The sequence below is a fragment of the Pacificibacter marinus genome, from assembly GCF_900109555.1.
In the GTDB taxonomy this organism is placed as follows: Bacteria; Pseudomonadota; Alphaproteobacteria; order Rhodobacterales; family Rhodobacteraceae; genus Celeribacter; species Celeribacter marinus_C.
In genome coordinates this window covers 177057-198827 of sequence record NZ_FNZV01000004.1, presented here as the reverse complement: position 1 = coordinate 198827, position 21771 = coordinate 177057, and the positions used below count along the sequence as shown (strand labels likewise).

Below are 21771 nucleotides of genomic sequence, written 5' to 3'. Positions count from 1 at the left end.
ATAAAGCCCGAAAAGGTTAACAAATCCACCAAAACACTGCCCGTGCCTGACAGGACCCTTTGCCTCGTGATCCTTAGGATTCTTGAAAGGTGCGCTCTCGCGCTAGGGTCTTGCTAATATATTAAAGTGAAAGACGCCGCAGGGAAACCCGTTTGTGGCATAAAGCCCATCACAGATCCACGCGGCGCTCAGATCACCAATTTTCTTTAAACCACCGCACAGCACGCTTCAAAGACCGTGCAGGGTAGCGCTCGGCGGGAACTTCAAAATCCCACCATTCATCTTGCGGATTGGCTGCAAACAAACACAAACCAACGGCAGAGGCAAAAGCCGCCCCAGTTGCAGCTTGTGGCAAGCCCTGTACGCGCAAAGGTCGTCCGATGCGCACTTGTTGCCCCAAGATTTTCGGCGCAAGCCCATCAAGTCCTGGAATCTGGCTGGCCCCACCGGTCAAAACAATCTGTTGGCTTGGCAGGTGCTCAAATCCAGCGGCGTCCAAACAATCGCGCACACCTTCGAGAATTTCTTCAACACGGGGGCGAATGATACCGATCAGTTCAGCACGCGACACCGTACGGCGATCACGGTCCCAATCGCCACTGTCACCACCAATTTCAATCATCTCGCGATCATCCATTCCTGTGGCCACAACGCCACCATAGAATGTTTTGATCCGCTCGGCCGTGGCATTGGGAATTTGCAGACCCATCGCAATATCGGATGTGACCTGATCCCCGCCCATGCGCACGGAATCCGCATAGATCATGTGTTTTTTCATAAAGATCGACACGTCAGAGGCCCCGCCCCCAAGGTCGACACAGGCCGCGCCCAATTCTTGCTCGTCTTCAACCAAGGCCGACACGCCCGCCATATAAGCAGAGGATGCAAGGCCAGCGACTTCTAGATCGCAGCGTTTGATGCAATACAAAAGGTTTTGGATCGTGGCAGTGTCAACGGTGAGCATATGCATGTCGACGGCCAAATTGTTGCCAATCTGCCCACGCGGATCACCCAAACCAGACCGATGATCAAGCGCAAAGTTCACCGGCTGCGCGTGGATCACTTCGCGGTGCGCACCATAATCGGGCACATCGCTGGCGGCTAAAACGCGGGCGACATCTTGTTCTGTCACCGCTTCGCCTTCAAGTTCAACCTGCCCGGCCAAACCATACGAGCGTGGCGAACCACCGGAAAAACATGCGATCACATGATCAACACGCGTTTGCGCCATTTTTTGTGCGGCTTGAACGGCGGTCCGAATAGCGCGTTCGGTTTCTGCCATCGCATCGATTTCGCCGAATTTCACACCGCGTGAGCGGGTTGTGGCAGCGCCAATCACCCGAAAGCCAGACTGGCCTGCAAGTGACCCAACCCCATCGCCGCCCATGAATTTTTCGCCATCAAAGCGTAAAATCAGGCAGGCAATCTTAGAGGTGCCCACATCCAAAATAGCGATCACGCCACGCTGAATCGCAGCTTTTCTCATATTGCGCATTGCGCGCTGAGCAGCATAAAGATCGGTCATCGCAAGAACACTCCAGTTATAATCCCTTAAGGCGGCGGAATTCGTCACGTGCGGCGTCTGAAATCCGCAGCGTAGGCCGTTTCGGGTTGCGCATATCAACGGTGCGCACATCGCGCCCCAATAGGTCTTGGGCCTGATCCAATGTGATCACCTGTGCAAGCGCAGCAAATGGATTGGTTTCAGGCAATTTGATTTTTTGTCCCTTGTCTAAAACAAGATCCCAACGGCGCTCGCCCACACGGACAATGCCGCGCACGCGGTCCATCAACGGGTCTGCGGCTTTGAGCAATGCCAGTGCTTCGCCCACTTTGCGCTCGGCCCCTTCGCCCGCAATCAATGGTAGATCAAGACGGTCCAAACGTGATGCCAAAGCGGCCACGCGGTGACCTTCGGTGTCGAGCATTTCAAGCCCCTGAGGGCCACGCCACACAACAGCAGGCACCCGCTCAGTGATATCGATTTGCAAAATACCGCCAGCACGCACCCGCACACCCACATCCGCGACAGCGTCAAGGCTTTCGATCTGCGTCAACATGCCTTGCAAATCCAGATCGAAGGACGAAATTGGAAAATCAACAGGCGCGACTTCACGAATATCAGCGGCCAAATCAGGTGAGGCCCCATCAACAGCCATCAATTTGACCATAAACTCAGGGCGATTTTGCAACTCGGATTTCATCACCGTATATTGCTCGGTCACGAATTCCCGATTGTCTTCGTCGCCAATCCAAATCCCGACAGCCATCAAAACCACCGCCAACGGCACGATCCGACGCATCGCAAAGCGAAATGACGGGGTCAGCCAAAGACGGTTCATTTTATAAACGGCCCGCGACGGCGCAGGGTCACGCGGTTTGGGCGCTGCGCCTTCAGAGCCGCCAGTCCGCGCCCGCATCACACGTGCGACAGCTTCGGACACGCGGGCTGATCCGCCAGCAGAGGCAGGTTTCGCAAAGACCATAGGATCTATCGATTGCATGATGCGTCCTCGACCATCCATGCCACGAACTGACCGTATGTCAGACCGCTCACTTGAGCTTGCTCAGGGCTGAGCGACGTTGGCGTCATGCCAGGTTGGGTGTTGGTTTCAAGCAAAATCAACCCATCAATACCTTTGCTTTCATCCCAGCGAAAATCAGTGCGCGTTACACCGCGACAGCCCAATGCGTTGTGAGCACGCAGAGCGTAGTCTTGGCAGGCTTTGGTGATTTCGTCTGAAATTTCGGCGGGGCAAACATGGCGTGATCCGCCAGTTTTGTATTTGGCGTCGTAGTCATACCAACCATCGGTGAGGATATCGGTCACATCCAACACGCGGTCTCCCATGACAGTACAGGTCAATTCACGGCCCGGCACAAAGGCCTCGACCATCACAACCGGCGGCATGTCTTTTGACAGGCGTGGCGCGTTGCTACCGACCTGCACAAGATAGACCCCGACTGAGGATCCTTCATTATAGGGTTTCACCACATAAGGGGGCGCGATGACGTGATCGGCCTCGACCTCTTCGCGGGTTGCAAGACGGCTGGGGGCGATTGGCAGACCTGCGGCTTGATAAATCTCTTTGGTGCGGATTTTGTCCATGGCGGTGGCTGAGGCTAAAACACCGGAATGCGTATAAGGGATGCCCATCCATTCCAGAATGCCTTGCACGCACCCATCTTCGCCGTAGCGACCATGCAACGCGTTGAACACAACATCAGGGGCGGCTTTGGTCAATTGTTGACACAAATCATCGCCCGCGTCGATTTCAACGACATCGTATCCTTCGCCCTTAAGCGCGGCGGCGCATTCACGCCCAGACGACAGAGACACCTCGCGTTCAACCGAGGGGCCACCCATCAATACCGCCACTTTTCGGGGTGTCCTGCTCGACATACCCACAAGTGCCTCATGATCCGGAACCTTTGTGGTTCCTGTGTTTTTTTGAACCTTTTGCGGCTCAATTTGTAATTATATTAGAGGGACGTAGCCCAATACCGCCTCTTTTGAAAAGAGGTCTCGCGATTCGTTTAACCAGTGGGACAGCCGCTGACAACAGGTTTGCCCAAAAATTCTCCGATGCGCTTAATTTCCCACCTTAGCGTAAGGCCGGAATTTTGGAACACTTTTTTTCGCACATCTTCACCAAGACTTTCCAAGTCATGCGCTGTGGCTGTGCCTGTATTGATCATAAAATTGGAATGCATCGGGCTCATTTGAGCACCGCCGATCATGTGACCGCGCAAACCAGCATCATCGATCACCTTCCAAGCCTTCAGATCGTGCACATCATCCGCCTGTCCCGTTGATGAAAATCCTGCAGGATTACGAAATGTCGACCCAGCAGACCGATCTTTGGTCGGTTGCGTTTCATCACGCTTTTTCAACTGGGCATCCATGCGCGCCTCAAGAACGGCGGCATCATCACTGTCCGCTTTGAACGTGGCCTCTGTCAAAACCCAGCCCTCGGGCAGAGTTGAGCCGCGATATTCGAATTTCAAATCATCGGCAGTCAGCGTGACAATATCACCATCGCGCGTCACCGCTTTGGCAGACACAAAATGATCCGCAACATAAGACCCGTAACAGCCCGCGTTCATCCGCACAGCACCACCTATTGCGCCGGGGATCGTCCGCAAAAATGTCAGATCAAGACCTTGGGCCGCCGCTTTGCGCGCGACATGAGCCCCCAGCGCCGCGACCCCCGCAGTGATGAAATTGCCGTCAAACGAGATGCCGTTGAACCCGCGCCCCATGCGGATCACCACCGCACGAATGCCACCATCCCGCACGATTAGATTTGATCCTACACCCATGGGAAACACTGCGGCGGCAGGATCAAGAGCTTTCAGGAAGCTCTGCAAATCATCCACATCGGCAGGTTGAAACAACGCATCCGCTGGCCCACCCACACGCAGCCATGTCAAATCTGCCAAGGGGCGATTTTCAGTCAAAGTGCCACGCACATCGGGAAAACTCATTCTCTCACCTTATCTTATAGCTTAATATATCAAACGCCATTTAACCTATCGTCAGGTCAACTTGCCTTTGATCCAACGCCCCAAAAAGCCGCCCAGATACCGCACTGGCCAACGCAACATTGACGCGCCAGCGGCCAAAACAAGCAAGCCAATCCATGGCCCGTTTTCATAAGTGACGAAGCCCAAAAGGGGAACCCCCAAGCCAATCAGCACATAGGCTGCGGGCCAGTGTGATTTACGCGCGGGCAGAATTGCAATGACATTCGCCGAAATGGCCCAAAGACATGCGAGAATAAGAGAAAGCGTCATAAGTACCTCTGGTCAAGTGCGAGTGATCCAACGTCGTGCGCCTGAAACAAGGGCCCACAACGGCTTGCGAAACAAAGACACGGCAGCGAAAATACAAACAACAACAGGCAGCGCACCATAATCGTGCGCAAGCCACACCAAGAGCACGGGCAGAATGAGCAAAAATCCCAACCCAGGGAGAATTTGGTATTTTATAGGTAAAAGCGCAAGCCCCATTGTGGCAAGCACCCAAACACAAAAGGCAACAAGTGATGTCATTGTACCGGGGCCCTGCCTGTGTGCACTGGGCCCAAGCTTTTCACGTTAATCTTTCGCCAAACGCTCAGCCAAAGCATAGGCCCACGTTGAAATGGTCCCTGCCCCAAGGCACACAACCAAATCGCCTTCACGTGCTTGTTCGCGCACAAGACGTTCCAAATCGTCAATAGATGTGACTGCGCGCGCATGGCGGTGCCCGTGGCGGATCAGACCTGCGACCAAATCATCACGGCCTGCGCCCTCGATAGGGTCTTCGCCAGCGGCAAAAATATCAGAAATGCCAACCACATCGGCTTCGTTGAAGCAGGTACAAAAATCTTCGAACAAAGACGCCAAACGACTAAAGCGGTGCGGCTGATGCACTGCAATCACACGCCCTTCGGTGGCTTGACGCGCCGCTTTGAGCACGGCAGCGATTTCAACGGGGTGATGGCCATAATCATCGATAATGGTCACACCGTTGACTTCGCCCACGCGGGTAAAGCGGCGGTTCACACCAGCAAAATTCGCCAAAGCTTCACGGATCGCATCGGGCGTCATTCCCAAATGGCGCGCCACAGCCACAGCCGCCAAAGCATTGGATACGTTGTGATCACCGGGCATAGGCAAGGTGCAGTCTTTGATCACGATGTCATCTTGTTGCAAGGCGATATCAAAATGCGCCACGCCTTTTTTATAGGTCAAATTGATGGCGCGCACATCGGCTTGCGCGTTAAACCCAAAGGTCACAACGCGGCGATCGGTGATCTTGCCCACAAGCGTTTGCACTTCGGGGTGATCCGTACAGCACACAGCCAAGCCGTAAAACGGAATGTTGGACACAAAGTCATAAAAGCCTTTGCGCAGCGTATCGAAATCGCCCCAATGTTCCATGTGCTCAGGATCGATATTGGTCACAATCGCAATGGTCGCAGGCAGGCGGTTGAACGTGCCATCGCTTTCATCCGCTTCCACAACCATCCAGTCGCCCGTGCCAACGCGCGCGTTAGACCCATAGGCGTGAATGATCCCGCCATTGATGACAGTCGGGTCAATGCCGCCTTGGTCCAGCAATGTTGCAACCATCGTGGTGGTGGTGGTTTTGCCATGCGTTCCCGCCACTGCGATGTTAGATTTCAGGCGCATGAGTTCTGCAAGCATTTCAGCGCGGCGCACAACAGGCAGCCCAGCCAAACGCGCTGCATCCAATTCTGGATTACCCGGTTTGATCGCGCTTGAAATGACCACGACAGCCGCGCCTTCGAGGTTTTCGGCCTTTTGCCCGACAAAAACCCGCGCACCCAGCGTTTCAAGCCGGTCAGTGATTTTGGATGCTTTCAGGTCAGAACCTTGCACCGAATACCCGTGATTGAGCAGCACTTCTGCAATGCCGGACATGCCGATACCGCCAATGCCAACAAAGTGGATTGGCCCCATTTCGGTGGGAAGCTTGGTTGCGGATGCGTTCATGTCTTATCTCTTTCTTTCTCGGTGCGGCGCGTGTTTAGGCCGAAAATTAATGGGCGGCCAGTGCTTCGACCAATGCGGCGAGCTCTTGTGCGGCTTCAGGTTTGCCAACAGACAGCGCTGCGCGGCTCATGTGGCTGGCCCCATCAGGATTGCCCAAAACCAAAGCGATCTGTTCGCTTAGACTTTGCACCGTCAATTGACTTTCGGGGATCATAATCGCAGCGCCCGCATCCACCAAGCCGCGCGCATTGGCCGTTTGGTGGTCGCCCGTGGCGGCAGCAAAGGGGATTAAAATCGAAGGCCGACCGATGACAGAAATATCCGCCACCGTCGATGCGCCAGAACGTGCAATCACCAATTGCGCCTCTGACATGCGACTTGGCACATCATCGAAAAAGGTTTTGATGTCAGCGCCCATGCCGTGATCTGCGTAATGCTGTTCAACACGCGCCACATCCTCTGCGCGCGCTTGCTGACTGACACGCAGGTTTTGACGCAAATGTTCAGGCAAGGCTGTGATCGCGGCAGGCACCATATCAGATGTGATGCGCGCCCCTTGTGAGCCGCCCAAAACCAAGACTTCCATCGGATATTCACCGGGGGTAATATAGGGCGCTGCTGCACGCTCTAACACCGCACCGCGCACAGGATTTCCCACATGCACACCAACCGCGCCTTCAGGCAATTGTGTGGGCCAAACACCGCAAGCGACCTGTGCCACTTTGGGGGCAAAAACTTTGTTCACGCGCCCCAACACGCCGTTTTGTTCATGGATCATCCGTGGCAATTTCATCAGTGTCGCAGCCGCCACAGATGGAATGGCAGGGTAGCCGCCAAAGCCGATCACCACATTGGGGCGATCTTTGCGAAACTTGCGCATCGCAGACAAGACGCCGCCAACAATTTTAAACGGCACGCCCAGCTTGGCGACAATTCCACCACGCGCGAATGTGCCTGAGGTCAAAACCTCAATTTCAACAGCTTGAGGAAATCCACCAGCATAGCGTGCGCCGCGTGGATCAGTGGAAAGCTTGACGCGCCACCCCCGTGCCAAAAGCACTTCGGCCAAGGCTTGCGCGGGAAACATATGCCCGCCCGTGCCACCAGCAGCAATCACCACAAGAGGAGTTTGGCCAGACATCATATCACCTTTTCAAAATGCAAGTTTCAGCGACCGCGGCGGATCAACAAATCGCCGATCTCACCTTGGGGGCGTGTGCGGGTGAACGCCAAAAGCGCACCAACGGCAATGCCCGATGCGATCACCGATGAACCACCATAGGACACAAACGGCAACGTCATGCCTTTGGCTGGCAACAACCGCACAGCAACACCCATGTTGATAAACGCTTGAATGCCAAACGCACAAGCCAGCCCCGTGCCCGCCAAACGGATAAACGGATCGCGTTCACGCAACAAACGCCACAGCGAGCGCACAGTGATCGTGGCGTAGAGTGCGATGATGGTGAACACTAAAATCATCCCATATTCTTCGGCGGCCACCGCAATGATAAAATCGGTATGCGCATCAGGCAGGGACCACTTCACAGTCCCCTCGCCCACGCCCACGCCGAAAAATCCACCTTCGCGGATTGCGTTCGTGGCATAGCCAATCTGGGTGGTCGGATCGATATCAGGGTTCAAAAACCCATCAATACGCCGCGCAAAGTGTTCGGACCCATTGTAGGCCAGCGTGCCACCAAACACCACAAGCCCCGCAAGACAGATCAACAGCAAAAGCGGCGCACCGCCCACGAAATACATCACACCCCAACTGAACAGCACCAAGGACGCTTGGCCAAAATCAGGTTGTAAAGCCAACATCACAACAATCACTATGGTCAACATAAACGAATACAGCCGCCCGGGAGGACCGCCAATTTCAAGCGCCGCCGCAATCAACCAAGCACTGGTGATCACAAACGCGGGCTTTAAAAATTCTGACGGCTGAACAGAGGCAAACCCAAAAGAAAACCACCGCATCGCGCCTTTGCCAAAATCCGTTCCGAAAAATGGCAGTAAGGCCAAGGCGATAAAGGCGGCCAGAAAGCCCACAACGCCAAGGCGGCGCACTTTATGCGGGTCCATCATGGTGACCAACACCATGGTTGTCAGCGCGATACAGCCAAAGAAAACCTGTCGCTGAACGAAATAAAAATAGGGCAGATTGTTTTTTTCAGCCAAGGGCGGCGAAGCGGCCAAGCCCAGCAAAAGACCGATGCCAAACAACACAAAGACGCAAGACAGCGTCCATTTGTCAATCGTGCGCCACCAGCGCGAAAATATCGGTTCCCCTTCCCGTGCGGGAATCGAACCATAAACCATTTCTGTCATGGGACTGCCTACTGCCTCTGTATCATCGCCCGGTTTTCCGGATCTAAGGCTGAGCGTAGCGCGGTTTTCATGCGTTTACTACTATAGATTGCGCGCGGGTCAGCATGAAAGCGATGTTTTGCCCATCAAGGGATGCTGCGCGTTGGCCCACGCCCCGTGATCAGAGCGCAGGCACTTTGGCGACAGGACTTAAAGCAATGCTTCGACCTGCGCGATGAAATCATCACCACGTTTCTCAAAATTCGGATATTGGTCAAAAGACGCCGCTGCGGGGGCCAAAAGCACGGTGTCGCCATGTGTGGCCTCAGCCGCAGCTTTGGTTACAGCGACTTGCATCGTGTCACACAATTCATAGGGTGTATCCCCTAGTTGCAGCGCGAAATCTTTAGCTGAAAACCCGATGAGATACGCCTTTTGCACAGCGCCCAGATGATCAGACAATTCAGCGATACCGCCATCTTTGCCCATACCGCCCGCGATCCAACGAATGGATTTGAACGCTTGCAGCGCTTTGGCTGCGGCATCGACATTGGTGGCTTTGCTGTCATTCACAAAGCGCACGCCGTCTTTTTCACCCACAATTTGGCTGCGATGCGGCAGACCTTTGAAGCTGTGTAACGCTTCTGCAATCAGTTTTGGCGATGTGCCAATCGCGCGACAGGCGGCATAGGCAGCGCAAGCATTTTGATGGTTGTGCGCACCCGGCAAGCCCGCAATTTCACGCAGATCAATTGATCCCGCCTGACGTCCTTTACGCCATTCGGACAAGAACCCTTTGTGCGCATAAATATTCCAACCAGCCCCTTTCAGCTTTTGTCCACTGGAGATGCGGATCAGGCGACCATCGGCAAAACTATCGACCAGTTGATTGGCCATATATTGCCCCTCAACCTCATCCACACCAATGATGGCGCGATCAGGACCGCCCTCGGCAAACAAGCGACGCTTGGCAGCGAAATAACCGCCCATGCCCGCGTGACGATCCAAGTGATCGGGGGACAGGTTTGTGAACACGGCAATGTCTGGCGTGAGCGAGCGCGCGAGGTCCGTTTGGTAGGATGACAACTCAAGCACGATCACTTCGCCGTCCTCTGGCGCGTCCAAATCCAACACGCCACGCCCAATGTTGCCAGCCAATTGCGACGGTGTGCCTGTTGATGTGAGAATGTGATGGATCAGCGCCGATGTAGTGGATTTACCGTTCGATCCCGTGACCGCGATGATGCGCGGCGGGGTGTCGTGGTCCATCCAATCGCCCGACCCAAACGAGCGGAAAAACAAGCCGATGTCATTGTCCACAGGCACACCTGCCATCCACGCGGCTTGGATCACTTTGTTGGGTTCGGGGTAGAGATGCGGAATGCCGGGGGACGCAACCAGCACGGCAATGTCATCAAACGCGCCCGCTTTGGACAGATCGCGAATGGTATAGCCCTCGGCCTCGGCCGCGGCACGCGCTTCGACGCTGTCGTCCCAACAAATCGGCTCGCCACCGCCAGCAACAACAGCTTTTGCCGTCGCCATACCAGACCGCCCAAGCCCTAAAATGGCCACGTTCTGCTCTTCGTATCCCAATACAGGTATCATATTCGCCCCTAAATTCGCTTAGCCGTAGTATCTGCGCAAAGTTGAGGGATGGAAAGGGGATTAGAGCTTGGAATTGGCTATGAGGATTTCGAGGTTTTTGCGTCCTTGAATTGTACTAGGATGCTCAGCCCCCAAAGCCGCCTCAGCAATCTTAATCGCCTGACGACTGAGCGTTTCAGCGTCTTCATATAGCCCCTGCGCAAAAAGCACGCCCCCAAGGTTATTCAAGCTGCGGGCATAATCAGGATGTGCCAAACCTATCGTCTTTTCTTCAATCGCAAGCGCCTCGCGGTACAGCGTTTCTGCCTCTCCAAATTGCCCCTGTACTTCAAGAACACGCGCGAGGTTATTCAAGTGGGTGGCATAGTCAGGATGATCGACACCTATCGTCTTTGCATCAATCGCAAGCGCCTTGCGGTACAGCGTCTCTGCTTCGCCAAATTGCCTCTGCTCTTTGAGAACGCCCGCGAGGTTATTCAGGCGTGCGGCATAAGCAGGATGTTCCACACCTAACGTCTTTTCAGCAATCGCAATCGCCTCTCGGAACAGCGTCTCAGCCTCGCCTAATTGCCCCTGCGCTTTGAGAACGATCGCGAGGTTATTGAGTTGTGTCGCGTATTCATTACTATTTTCGCCAAATTCTTTTGCGGTGAGATCACGAATCTTAACATGAGCATCCACAGCTTCCTGCCCTTTGGCCAAGCGCCACGTCATTCGCGCATAGGCATTTAGGTTGCCTAGGGTTTCATGCAATCCGACAGCACGTTTGTAATGGGCGCAGGCATCGTGCCAGAGAATTTTTCGTTCTGCGATTTTTCCAAGCTCAAATTCAAGCTCTGCCTCTTCTTGTTCAGCATCTTCGCGGCGATTGCGAACCGTTTCCAAAACTTCCTTAAACAATGCCTCCGCAAGCGTGTCGTCGCCACGATCCAAGGCCTTTTGCGCTGCGTCCAATTTGTCTTTTTCAATTTGATTGGAAAAACGCTCAAGTTTTTGCTTGTACTCAAACAATTCCTCAACGCGTTCTGAATAATCTTTTTCTTTGTTGTCTAGCCTTGATTGAAGCTCAGCCATGTCCCGCTGAATACGTTCCAACTCGGCACCGTGAGCTAGCTTAAGGTGGCCGCGCTCCCGTTCAAGTGTTCGTTCTAAAGCGGCTTCGTGTTGTTCAATCGTGTAACCAATAGTGATCGTACCAGAGTTATGCCCCACTTGCGCGTTGCCATCGCCACCCTCAATCAAGTTATCGGTTTTAGGACCAAGAGCCATTTATCCGCCCAGTGTATTGTTATTGCCATCTTCAACGGTATTGGATGTCGTGCCATCGCCGCCTGTCAGCGAATTGCCATCACCGCGTTTAACCACATTCGTGGTTTTCTTGGGGCGACGCATAAAGGCAACCAAAACGGCAAGCCCAGCGAATATTGCAGAAATCACAACAACCCAATCCATGAAATCAACCGGCATGTTTTAAATCCTCAAACAAAATACGCCCCAACTCTAGGAGCGGGGCGTAGAATTAACAACTTTATTTAGGTCGTGCAAAATCGTAGCTGCCGCCCTGCGGCTTAGCGCAGCTTCAAGGTCGCCAGACCAATCAAAGCCAACACCAAAGAGATGATCCAAAAGCGGATCACGATGGTGGATTCTGCCCAGCCTTTTTTCTCGTAATGGTGATGTATCGGCGCCATCAGGAACACGCGTTTTCCGGTGCGTTTAAAGTAGAGGACTTGGATGATCACGGATAGAGCTTCGACCACGAACAAACCGCCAACGATGGCCAAAACGATCTCGTGTTTGGTGGCCACAGCGATGGCACCCAGAGCGCCCCCAAGTGCAAGCGACCCAGTGTCGCCCATGAAAACAGCCGCGGGCGGGGCGTTGTACCAAAGAAAGCCAAGCCCTCCACCGATTAAGGCAGCGGTAAAGATCAAAATCTCGCCCGTGCCCGGAACATAATGCAGGCCAAGGTATTCAGTGTAATCCACACGCCCCACCACATAGGCAATCACGCCCAAGGTGCCAGCAGCGATCATCACGGGCATAATGGCCAGCCCATCAAGCCCATCGGTGAGGTTCACAGCATTGGCAGAGCCCACGATGACGATCACAGCGAAAGGCACGAAAGCGAACGAAAGATTGACCAGAACGTCCTTGAAGACAGGCAAAGCGAGTTGATTGGTCAAAGCATCGGGGTGCAAGATAGACGCCCAAATGCCAGCTATAATGGCGATCACAAGACCGAGAAGCAGACGGATTTTAGACGACACGCCTTTGGTATTGGCCTTGGACACTTTGGCAAAATCATCAGCAAATCCGATGGCACCGTAAGCGAAGGTCACGAAAAGCACCAACCAGACATAACCATTGTCCAATCGCGCCCACAAAAGCGTAGAGGTCAAAAGCGCGGTGAGGATCAAAAGCCCGCCCATGGTCGGCGTGCCCGCTTTTGCGAAATGGCTTTCAGGGCCATCCTCGCGAATAGGTTGGCCTTTGCCTTGGCGACGACGCAGCATGTCGATCAAGGGACGGCCAAAGATAAAGCCAAAAATCAAAGCGGTGAAAAACGCCCCGCCTGCTCGCATTGTGATGTAGCGAAACAAGTTGAAAAAATCACCGCCGTCTGACAGTTCGGCCAACCAATATAACATATCTCTTCGTACCCTTGAATTCGGCGCGCATAGCCCTGCGCCCCTGCCTATTATTCTTGCAGCGGATGCCCCAACCTGCGGATGCCGTCAACCAGTTGATTGACACGCGACCCTTTCGAGCCTTTGACCAAAATCACATCGCCCGCATCGACCAAGTGGTGCAATTCTGGCAAAGCATCTTGTGCAGTTTCAAACAAACGGCCCCGTTTTTGTGGTGGCAAAGCAGTGTAAAGCGCGCTCATCAGTGGACCGACGCAGTGCACCACGTCAATCTGAGCGACCCACGAAACATCGGCCAAAGCGGCATGATCGGCCACTTGCGTTGGGCCAAGTTCAAGCATATCGCCCAAAAATGCTACGCGCCGCCCAAGACGCACGCGCCCAACGTCATAGGTAACCTTGGCAGCGGCTAAAACTTCCAGACTGGCACGCATTGAAGTCGGGTTGGCGTTAAACGCATCATCCAGCAACTCAAGCGTTTGATCCACTTCCACAGGATCAAGCAAAATAGTCTCACGCGCGCCGCGTCCTTCGGGCGGGGCCCAAAGCGACAGGTCTCGCGCGGCCAAAGTGACATCCGCGTCAAGCGCGTGCACCACAGCCAAACAGCCAACCGCATTGGTAGCAAAGTGCCGCCCAGAGGTACCCAGACGGAACAGGTGGCGGGTGTTGTCAATCTGCGCCTCGGCCACCGTCACGGTATCGACCAAAGATACGGACGTGAGCTGCGCGTCGTTGCCAACTGTTTCGCCAAAGCTGATTGTCTTGCCGTCCCAAGCGGCCTGCAAAATCGGGGTCACTGCCAGATCGCCGTTGAGAACAGCGATACCATCTGGCGCAAGCCCTTCAAAAATTGCTGCTTTCTCGCGGGCGATGCCGTCTATATTTTCAAACGCGACCAAATGTGCTGCGGCAACGGTCGTGATCATCGCCACGTCTGGGCACGTCATTTTGGCCAGCGGTGCAATTTCGCCAGGGTGATTCATGCCAATTTCTAGGATAGCAAAATCTGTATCTTGCGGCATACGCGCCAAGGTCAACGGCACACCCCAATGGTTGTTATAACTTGCTTCAGCGGCGTGGACTTTGCCCTGCCCACTTAAGATCGCCCGCAACATTTCTTTGGTCGATGTTTTACCAACAGACCCAGTGACGCCAATCACTTTACCCGTCACCCGCGCCCGCGCAGCGACACCAAGCCGTTCCAAACCGCCAAGCACATCGTCCACAATCAACAGTGGCGCATCTGCACTGACATCTTTGGGCACATGGCTGACCAAAGCGGCAGCGGCCCCTTTTGCCAAAGCTTGTGCCACGAAATCATGCCCATCCCGCTCGGCTTTGAGCGCCACAAACAGATCGCCTTTTTGGATCGTGCGCGTGTCGATGGACACGCCGGATATTTCAAAATCACACGTCGCCACGCCGCCTGTAGCCTGCGCCGCCTCAATTGAGGTCCAAAGTGCGCTCATAATGTGCCATCCAAAGCCGCAACGCTGATCGACGCCTGCTCCACATCGTCAAACGGATACACAACATCGCCCACAATCTGGCCCGTTTCATGGCCTTTTCCGCACAGCAACAATGCATCGCCGGGTTGCAGTGCATCAACTGCGCGCAAGATGGCTTCGGATCGGTCCGCAACCTCAATCGCATCTGGCGCGCCTTGCAAAACGGCAGCGCGAATATCTGCGGGGTCTTCAGATCTTGGATTGTCATCGGTCACAAAAACCACATCTGCGGCTTCAGCTGCGGCTTGGCCCATCAAAGGACGTTTGGTTGTATCGCGGTCCCCGCCGGCCCCAATCACCGCCACGACACGCCCCATCACATGGGGACGCAAAGCTTTGATTGCTGTCGCTACCGCGTCTGGTGTGTGGGCATAATCAACAAAAACAGCCGCGCCGTTTTTACGCATCGCGGCGCGTTGCATACGCCCACGCACGCCTGTCAATTCGGGCAAGCACGAAAACACTTCTTCTGGATCACCACCGCAGGCCATCACCAGCCCAGCAGCGACCATCACGTTTTCGGCCTGAAATCCGCCAATCAACTCAAGACGCACTTGATATATATTACCAACAAAATCGATGCGTAAATCTTGGCCTGTCGCGTCAAAGCGTTGCCCCAAAATCCGCAAATCGGCCGCATCCGAGCGCCCGACCCGCATCACATCAATGCCGCGTTCAGCGCAAAGTGTTTCGATTTCCATACCTTTGCTGTCATCAATATTGACCACAGCCACGCCATCCTCAGACAGCACCCGTGTGAACAGCCCAGCTTTGGCGGCGAAATATGCTTCGAATGTTTCGTGATAATCTAGATGATCCTGGGTGAAGTTCGTGAACCCCGCCGCAAGCAATCGCACCCCATCCATACGCCGCTGTTCAAGCCCGTGACTTGAGGCTTCCATCGCGGCATGCGTCACACCATTCACGGATCCATCATAAAGCATTTTATGCAGAGTGATCGGTTCCGGCGTGGTGTTCGGGCTTGATGTTTCCCAATCGCCCTCGACACCCGTTGTGCCCAGATTGATGGCGCGGTGCCCCATGAGTTGCCAAATTTGGCGGGTGAAATTAGCGACAGATGTTTTGCCATTGGTGCCCGTGACAGCGACCATCGCGTCAGGCTGACGACCAAACCAAAGCGCCGCAGCATAGGCCAAAGCCTGACGCGGGTCTTCGACAATCACCATGACGGGATCGTGTTCTGCAATCTCAACGGCTGCGATGCGCGCGCCCTCACGGTCGGTCAAAATCGCCGTGGCCCCCATACGCAAAGCGTATTGAATGAACTCACCGCCATGCACATTTACACCGGGAAGTGCTGCAAACAACATGTCTGCGCGCACCTCGCGACTGTCCACAGCAAGACCGCTGATCGTCGCCTCGCGCGCGCCTTTTGCGGTCAATCCCAGTTCGGAAAGCGTTTTTGCCATGCTCGCGCGTGCCTTTAATTATAGAACCTGTTGCGCCTAGTGTTACTGCCCCAGCGCGAGGGTTTCAATATCAGGTCTCAGACCTAGAATCGGAGCAACGCGGCGAATGACTTCAGCAGCGACAGGCACGGATGTCCAACCCGCTGTGCGGCGCGGCTTAGCCCCCGATGTTTCAACCGCCTCATCCAGCGTCACGACAAGCACATATTTAGGCACATCCGCAGGAAACACGGATGCAAATGTCGTGATGGTTTTATCTTTGTAATAGCCCTTGCCGTTTTCGCGTGGCTTATCTGCCGTACCGGTTTTACCGCCCACTTTATAGCCGCGCACATCACCGAAAGACGCTGTGCCTTCACCCACAACCGCGCGCAACATTGAGCGCGCAGCAGCAGACACTTCTGGGCGCACGACACGCGGCCCCACAAGAATTGGGCCGTTGTGTTTGATCAACGTGGGGGTCACCCGTGTGCCGCCGTTCAGCAGCGACGAATACGCGGTGGCCAAATGCAAAGGAGACGCAGAAAGCCCATGCCCATAACCGATGGTGATCGTGGACAACTCAGACCAATTGGGTGGCAAAAGTGGTTTGGCACCGGAGGCTTCGGTCAACTCAACAGGCGTGGCATCAAAAAATCCCAAGGATTGCAAAAACGCTTTTTGCCGCGCAACGCCGATTTCTTGCGCCACATGCGCAGTCGCAACGTTGGACGACTTTACGATCATATCGGTCAAAGACAAAGAAGGGCCGTAGTTGTGACCTTCGAATTCACCAATTCGGTGCTTGCCCCAGCGAAATGGCGGGGTGGCGGGGATCATGGTGTCTGGGGTCATAATCCCAAGCTCCATCGCCTGCGCCGCGGCAAAGATTTTAAACGTAGATCCAAGTTCGTAAACGCCCTGCACCGCACGGTTGAACCGTGGATTGTCAGCCGCATTTTGGCCCGCAAATGTAGGGCGCCCGTTGGGATCAAAGTCAGGCAAAGACACCATCGACACAATCTCGCCAGTGTACACATCCATCAAAACAGCGGCCGCGCCTTTGGCGTTCAGCAGGTGCATCCCGCCAAACAGCACTTCGCGCATGGTCGATTGCACCGACAAATCCAATGACAATTGCAAAGGTTTGTCACCATTGGCTGGATCACGCAGGTACTCATCGCGGTAGCGCTCGATACCAGATTGCCCAACAATTTCAGCACTCATCACGCCTTCGCGACCAAATTTGGTACCACCCAAAATATGCGCTGCCAATTTGCCATTGGGGTACAGCCGCGATTCGCGCGGGCCAAACAAAAGCCCCGGATCACCGATGTCATGCACAGCTTGTTGTTGTTCAGGGGCAATTTGCTTTTTGATCCACAAAAATTTGCGACTGCCAGTGAAATCACGCAGCAAACGTTCTTCGCTCAGATCGGGAAAGATTTTTGCCAGTTCTTTGGCGGCAAACAGCGGGTCGATCAATTCTTGCGGCTGAGCGTACAGGCTGTGCGTGGTGCGATTGGTCGCCAAAATGCGCCCATTGCGGTCCACAATATCAGAGCGTTGCGCCAAGATCGACGTGCCTGTCGTTACCGCGCGCGGCTCTTCTGGGTTGCTTGCGGCCACTTGACCCATGCGCAACCCAACGACGACAAAAGCAGATACAAAACACAAGCCCAGCACCAAAAGACGCCCTTCGGCGCGCAAACGCGTGGTGTCGCGCATTTCTTCGTGACGCAGCCGCAGGTTCTCGCGCTCGATTGCATCAGGGTTTTCGCCCGATGACCGTGCTTTCAAGATACGCGCCAAAGGGCGCAGCGGCGTGCGCATGCTCATTGGATAATGGCCTGTAAACTGCCGACAACAGCAATCGGGGTGTCCAATTCCATCAAAAGATCTTCAACAATGGGGAATGCCACATATTGGACTGCGCCAAATTGTTCGGGCAACAAGGGCAAAAGCCCCAAGCTGTCAAAGTTCAACTCTGCTAAATCGCGCAAACGACCGGGGCGATTTAAGTACGCCCATTCGGCGCGCAGTACGGCCAATTCTTCGCGTTGGTGACCGATATCGCGCTGAATTTGGCTGACTTCGCGCAGCACCTCTTGGGTGGCGTAGTTTTCTTTATAGGCCCAAACAGCGAGTCCCATAACGAACAAAGCGGCTAAAATGATACAAACAGAGCGCATTAACGATCACCTCGCGACTGTACAGGTTTTGGCAATCCAAGGCCGGCGCGCTCAACCTGAGCGGCTGGGGCAGATGTGCGATGCGCAACCCGCAAACGCGCGGAACGTGCGCGTGGGTTGGCTTGCAATTCGTCCTCATCGGGGCCGATTGCTTTGGATAATTTTTCAAATGCAGGCGTTTTTTCAGCCATAACAGGTGCATAACGCGATCCGCCGCCCCCTGTGGATGACCGTTCTGCCAAGAACCGTTTGACCACGCGGTCCTCAAGCGAATGAAAGGTCACAACGGCCAATTGCCCGCCAGGCGCAAGTGCCCGTTCTGCCGCTTCAAGCCCTTCAATCAATTGACCAAATTCGTCATTTATGGCGATACGAATGGCTTGAAACGTGCGTGTCGCCGGATGGCTTTGCCCCGGTTTCTTGCGTGGCAAAATGCGCTCAATCAGGCCAGCCAATTGCAACGTCGTGGTGAACGGCGCTTTTTCAACACGGTCCATCACGATGGCTTTGGCAATTTTGCGCGATTGCTTTTCTTCACCGTAGTGAAACAAAACCGCAGCAATTTCAGTTTCATCCGCAGAGTTAACAAAATCAGCGGCCGTTTGACCGTCTTGTGACATGCGCATATCCAGAGGACCGTCTTTCATGAATGAAAAACCGCGTTCAGCCAAATCAAGCTGCATAGATGACACACCAAGGTCCAGCACAACGCCGTCCAAATCCTGTGCGTATTCATCCATTTGGCCAAATGTGCCCAAAACCAATTCGATTTTTCCGTCGTAATCGCCGATCCACTTTGACGCCAGTTCATGCGCCAAAGGATCACGATCTACGCCGTAAACCAAATCAGCACCTTCGGCGATCAAGCCCTTGGTGTAACCGCCAGCGCCAAATGTGCCATCCAACCAACGACCAGAAATAGGCGCGCATTGGCGCAACAAAGGGCGCAACAAAACGGGGACATGCGGCGCGGCGGGAATGTTGGTGTCTTGGGGAGAGGTCATACCTCAGCCCTCCATTTCACTGAGCAAGCTCAAAGGATCAAATCCTTCGCCCTGCTCTTCAATCAGCTTGCTTGTCACTGACGCGTTTTGCGCCTCAAAGACTTCAGGCTTCCAAATTTCAAATGTCTCACCCATGCCACCAAAATACGCCGTGCCTTCTAGGCCGATTTTGTCACGCAATGCTTGTGGCAAAACCAACCGCCCATCACTGTCAACTTCGGTGGGGCGGGCTTTGTTCAGGATAAGACTTTGCATGATTTTGCGTCGATCAGACCCACGCGGAAGCGCCGAAATTTCAGCCGCCAACGCGCGGTAGTCATTATATGTGTAAACCTGCAATTGTTTTTGCGCGTCATGTCCGTAGACGATGACCATGCGCGGGCGCCCTGATTGACTGGCAAGAGGATCGCCCTCTTCAAGTTCACGACGAAAATCGGCAGGGATCGACACGCGTCCCTTTCCGTCCACCTTAAAGGTGTGTTCGCCAATGAACATGCCGGCCAAAGCGGCGCTCCTTATACTTTTGCCCACATCGGGCGGTCTTGTTTTGCCTCGAACCTGAGGCGCTTTACGGAAAACGGCGAACCGAGCTGCTGCCACTGCTCAATCCGCCGCTATCTTCCCGTTACCGGGCCCCGATGCGTCGGGGGCTGTCCTGCTGCGCACGCCATCTGGGGGGATGTCTGCTCGCTCGCGCGCTGGATCTTTTTATACCGATGAAAGCGAGTGCCTGTATGAAGCCTGACTTTATTTTTTTATTTTGTTCGCGGTTCTTGATGTGCCGCTCATTCTCGTCTCATCCGATGCAGTCAAGATGCCACGGGATTTCATGGTAATCAATGGTTTTATTTGGGACGAAACGAAACCCAATCGCAAGACCCTGCACCTGAGCCTGAGACAAAAGCAGAACATTACACAATACTCACCACAAATTGATGGTATTTAGAAAAAAACACTACATATAGATATTCAAGCACAGTGTAATTTTCACGAAAAAAGTTCTGAACCTCACAGCGAAACCCGTCACTCATGAATCATTTATGAGAATTTGCATAAAAACCCCCAAAATACCAACCGAGTACCATGAGCTCCCAAAGATGGATTTCTCGAAGAAATCACGAGATCAGCAGTGATGCAGCAGGCAAAATAAAACGCGCGCAGCCCAAGGCCACGCGCGTCATTTTAAAATCACAAGCTCCCAAAAGCGGTGAACTTATGCAATTCCACCCTGCACCAAGCGATCAGCAAGGCGCATATAAGGCTCGCCCAATGCATCATCAGTGGCAACAATCGGCGTTCCGCTATCCCCCGCAAGGCGCGTTTCCAGCGACAAAGGCAAAGAGGCAAGGAAAGGCACGCCAATCTTTTTGGCTTCGTCAGCGACCCCCCCGTGACCAAAGATATGCGCTTCGTGTCCGCACTCAGGGCAAATGTACGTCGACATATTTTCAATCAGACCCAACACAGGCACGCCGAGCTTTTCGAACATCGAAATTCCACGGCGCGCATCCAGCAAAGCCACATCTTGCGGCGTCGACACCACGATAGCCCCCGTCAGCGCGGTCTTTTGGCTGAGCGTCAATTGCACGTCGCCTGTCCCTGGAGGAAGGTCGATCAACAGAACATCCAACTCACCCCATTGCACCTGCCCCAGCATCTGCTGCATCGCGCCCATCAACATTGGACCGCGCCAGACAATCGCTTCCCCCTCTTCCACCATCAAACCAATCGACATCATCGTGACGCCGTGCGCGTGCAACGGTTCAATGGTTTCGCCATCAGGGCTGGCGGGTTTTTTAGACACCCCCATCATGCGCGGCTGAGAGGGGCCATATATATCGGCGTCCAGCAATCCGACTTTGCGGCCAAGTTTGGCCAAAGCGACAGCCAAATTGGACGACACAGTGGATTTGCCCACGCCGCCCTTGCCTGACGCAATCGCGATGATGTTTTTCACCCCAGGCACACCTTGCTTGCCTTGCTGTGGCGTTGGGTGACGTCCGATTTTAAGACTGGGTGCCGCCCCTGCTGCAGGCGCTGGTTTCGCGGGTGCAGATGGTGTGGCACTGTGCGCGGTCATCACAATAGAAACCGAAGACACCCCATCGAGCGCCTTCACAAGTGCTTCAGCGTCAGATCTGGCTGATTCCCATGCGCGTGCTGAAACGGCATCTGGCGCTTCAATCACAAAAGACACCGCCCCGTCAGTCACCGATAGCGCCTTTACCACATCGCCTTGCCCCAACGAGCCGCCACCGGGAAGCGCGACTGCGCTGAGCGCCTTCATAATTGTGTCATGATCTATCGGCATACCTATACCCTTTGTGTCAAACTTACCCCTGAAATAGGGCCAAATCGCTGGCAACACCACCACGACAATCGGCTTTTCCCCAAGAAGTTTCCAAAGCGCTTAAAAATAGGTCAGTACTTGCTATGCATTTTCTGCATAGCGGCAATGATCATTGGATGGATTGTGCATCTGCAGCAATCGTCTAAATTCAGTATCAAGCAAGGCAGACAGCGACACACCAAACAGTCGCAAACGCCAAGACATAAAATTCGGGCCAAAGCCCACGCAC

20 protein-coding genes are annotated in these 21771 nt (G+C 54.2%); all 20 read right to left on the bottom strand.

Features of this window, described 5'->3' with window-relative positions; genetic code table 11:
* Positions 1-193: 193 nt before the first annotated feature.
* Entirely contained in the window at positions 194-1525 is a 1332-nt protein-coding gene (ftsA, locus tag BM025_RS07485; RefSeq protein WP_085849025.1) for a cell division protein FtsA, read from the bottom strand.
* Between the two features lie 16 nt (positions 1526-1541).
* The gene (locus BM025_RS07480; RefSeq protein WP_085849026.1) at positions 1542-2504 is read right to left on the bottom strand and encodes a cell division protein FtsQ/DivIB; all 963 of its coding nucleotides are present in this window, start codon (positions 2502-2504) and stop codon (positions 1542-1544) included.
* Complete coding sequence (locus tag BM025_RS07475; protein ID WP_170842146.1) at positions 2492-3403, bottom strand: D-alanine--D-alanine ligase; 912 nt, start codon at positions 3401-3403, stop codon at positions 2492-2494. The genes BM025_RS07480 and BM025_RS07475 overlap by 13 nt, the downstream gene beginning before the upstream one ends.
* A 134-nt stretch (positions 3404-3537) precedes the next feature.
* A complete protein-coding gene (murB, locus tag BM025_RS07470; RefSeq protein WP_085849028.1) occupies positions 3538-4488 on the bottom strand; it encodes a UDP-N-acetylmuramate dehydrogenase in 951 nt (316 codons plus the stop codon).
* Positions 4489-4539: 51 nt separating this feature from the next.
* On the bottom strand, positions 4540-4797 hold the full coding sequence (locus BM025_RS07465) for a DUF2484 family protein (protein WP_085849029.1): 258 nt from the start codon (positions 4795-4797) through the stop codon (positions 4540-4542).
* Between the two features lie 12 nt (positions 4798-4809).
* Positions 4810-5055, bottom strand: a complete 246-nt coding sequence (locus tag BM025_RS07460; RefSeq protein ID WP_085849030.1) for a DUF2484 family protein — start codon at positions 5053-5055, stop codon at positions 4810-4812.
* A 45-nt stretch (positions 5056-5100) separates the two neighbouring features.
* Positions 5101-6504, bottom strand: a complete 1404-nt coding sequence (gene murC, locus BM025_RS07455; protein ID WP_085849031.1) for a UDP-N-acetylmuramate--L-alanine ligase — start codon at positions 6502-6504, stop codon at positions 5101-5103.
* Between the two features lie 46 nt (positions 6505-6550).
* Positions 6551-7645, bottom strand: a complete 1095-nt coding sequence (gene murG / locus BM025_RS07450; protein ID WP_085849208.1) for an undecaprenyldiphospho-muramoylpentapeptide beta-N-acetylglucosaminyltransferase — start codon at positions 7643-7645, stop codon at positions 6551-6553.
* Positions 7646-7671: 26 nt separating this feature from the next.
* Positions 7672-8838 (bottom strand): peptidoglycan glycosyltransferase FtsW, encoded by a 1167-nt coding sequence (locus BM025_RS07445; RefSeq protein WP_085849032.1) that lies wholly within the window; start codon positions 8836-8838, stop codon positions 7672-7674.
* Positions 8839-9027: 189 nt separating this feature from the next.
* The gene (gene murD / locus BM025_RS07440; RefSeq protein ID WP_085849033.1) at positions 9028-10425 is read right to left on the bottom strand and encodes a UDP-N-acetylmuramoyl-L-alanine--D-glutamate ligase; all 1398 of its coding nucleotides are present in this window, start codon (positions 10423-10425) and stop codon (positions 9028-9030) included.
* Between the two features lie 60 nt (positions 10426-10485).
* Positions 10486-11694: a tetratricopeptide repeat protein gene (locus BM025_RS07435; protein WP_085849034.1), complete on the bottom strand. Its 1209-nt coding sequence runs from the start codon at positions 11692-11694 to the stop codon at positions 10486-10488.
* Complete coding sequence (locus BM025_RS07430; protein WP_085849035.1) at positions 11695-11892, bottom strand: hypothetical protein; 198 nt, start codon at positions 11890-11892, stop codon at positions 11695-11697.
* Between the two features lie 101 nt (positions 11893-11993).
* The gene (mraY, locus tag BM025_RS07425) at positions 11994-13076 is read right to left on the bottom strand and encodes a phospho-N-acetylmuramoyl-pentapeptide-transferase (RefSeq protein WP_085849036.1); all 1083 of its coding nucleotides are present in this window, start codon (positions 13074-13076) and stop codon (positions 11994-11996) included.
* A 50-nt stretch (positions 13077-13126) separates the two neighbouring features.
* Positions 13127-14548 (bottom strand): UDP-N-acetylmuramoyl-tripeptide--D-alanyl-D-alanine ligase, encoded by a 1422-nt coding sequence (locus BM025_RS07420; RefSeq protein ID WP_085849037.1) that lies wholly within the window; start codon positions 14546-14548, stop codon positions 13127-13129.
* Positions 14545-16017 (bottom strand): UDP-N-acetylmuramoyl-L-alanyl-D-glutamate--2,6-diaminopimelate ligase, encoded by a 1473-nt coding sequence (locus BM025_RS07415; protein ID WP_085849038.1) that lies wholly within the window; start codon positions 16015-16017, stop codon positions 14545-14547. Before BM025_RS07415 ends, BM025_RS07420 begins: the two co-directional genes overlap by 4 nt.
* A gap of 42 nt (positions 16018-16059) precedes the next feature.
* The gene (locus tag BM025_RS07410; protein WP_085849039.1) at positions 16060-17835 is read right to left on the bottom strand and encodes a peptidoglycan D,D-transpeptidase FtsI family protein; all 1776 of its coding nucleotides are present in this window, start codon (positions 17833-17835) and stop codon (positions 16060-16062) included.
* The gene (gene ftsL / locus BM025_RS07405) at positions 17832-18188 is read right to left on the bottom strand and encodes a cell division protein FtsL (protein ID WP_085849040.1); all 357 of its coding nucleotides are present in this window, start codon (positions 18186-18188) and stop codon (positions 17832-17834) included. Before ftsL ends, BM025_RS07410 begins: the two co-directional genes overlap by 4 nt.
* A complete protein-coding gene (gene rsmH, locus BM025_RS07400; protein WP_085849041.1) occupies positions 18188-19192 on the bottom strand; it encodes a 16S rRNA (cytosine(1402)-N(4))-methyltransferase RsmH in 1005 nt (334 codons plus the stop codon). The genes ftsL and rsmH overlap by 1 nt, the downstream gene beginning before the upstream one ends.
* A 3-nt stretch (positions 19193-19195) precedes the next feature.
* Positions 19196-19687, bottom strand: a complete 492-nt coding sequence (gene mraZ / locus BM025_RS07395) for a division/cell wall cluster transcriptional repressor MraZ (RefSeq protein ID WP_244515549.1) — start codon at positions 19685-19687, stop codon at positions 19196-19198.
* 718 nt (positions 19688-20405) lie between these two features.
* Entirely contained in the window at positions 20406-21503 is a 1098-nt protein-coding gene (locus BM025_RS07390) for an Mrp/NBP35 family ATP-binding protein (RefSeq protein ID WP_085849043.1), read from the bottom strand.
* Between the last annotated feature and the right edge of the window lie 268 nt (positions 21504-21771).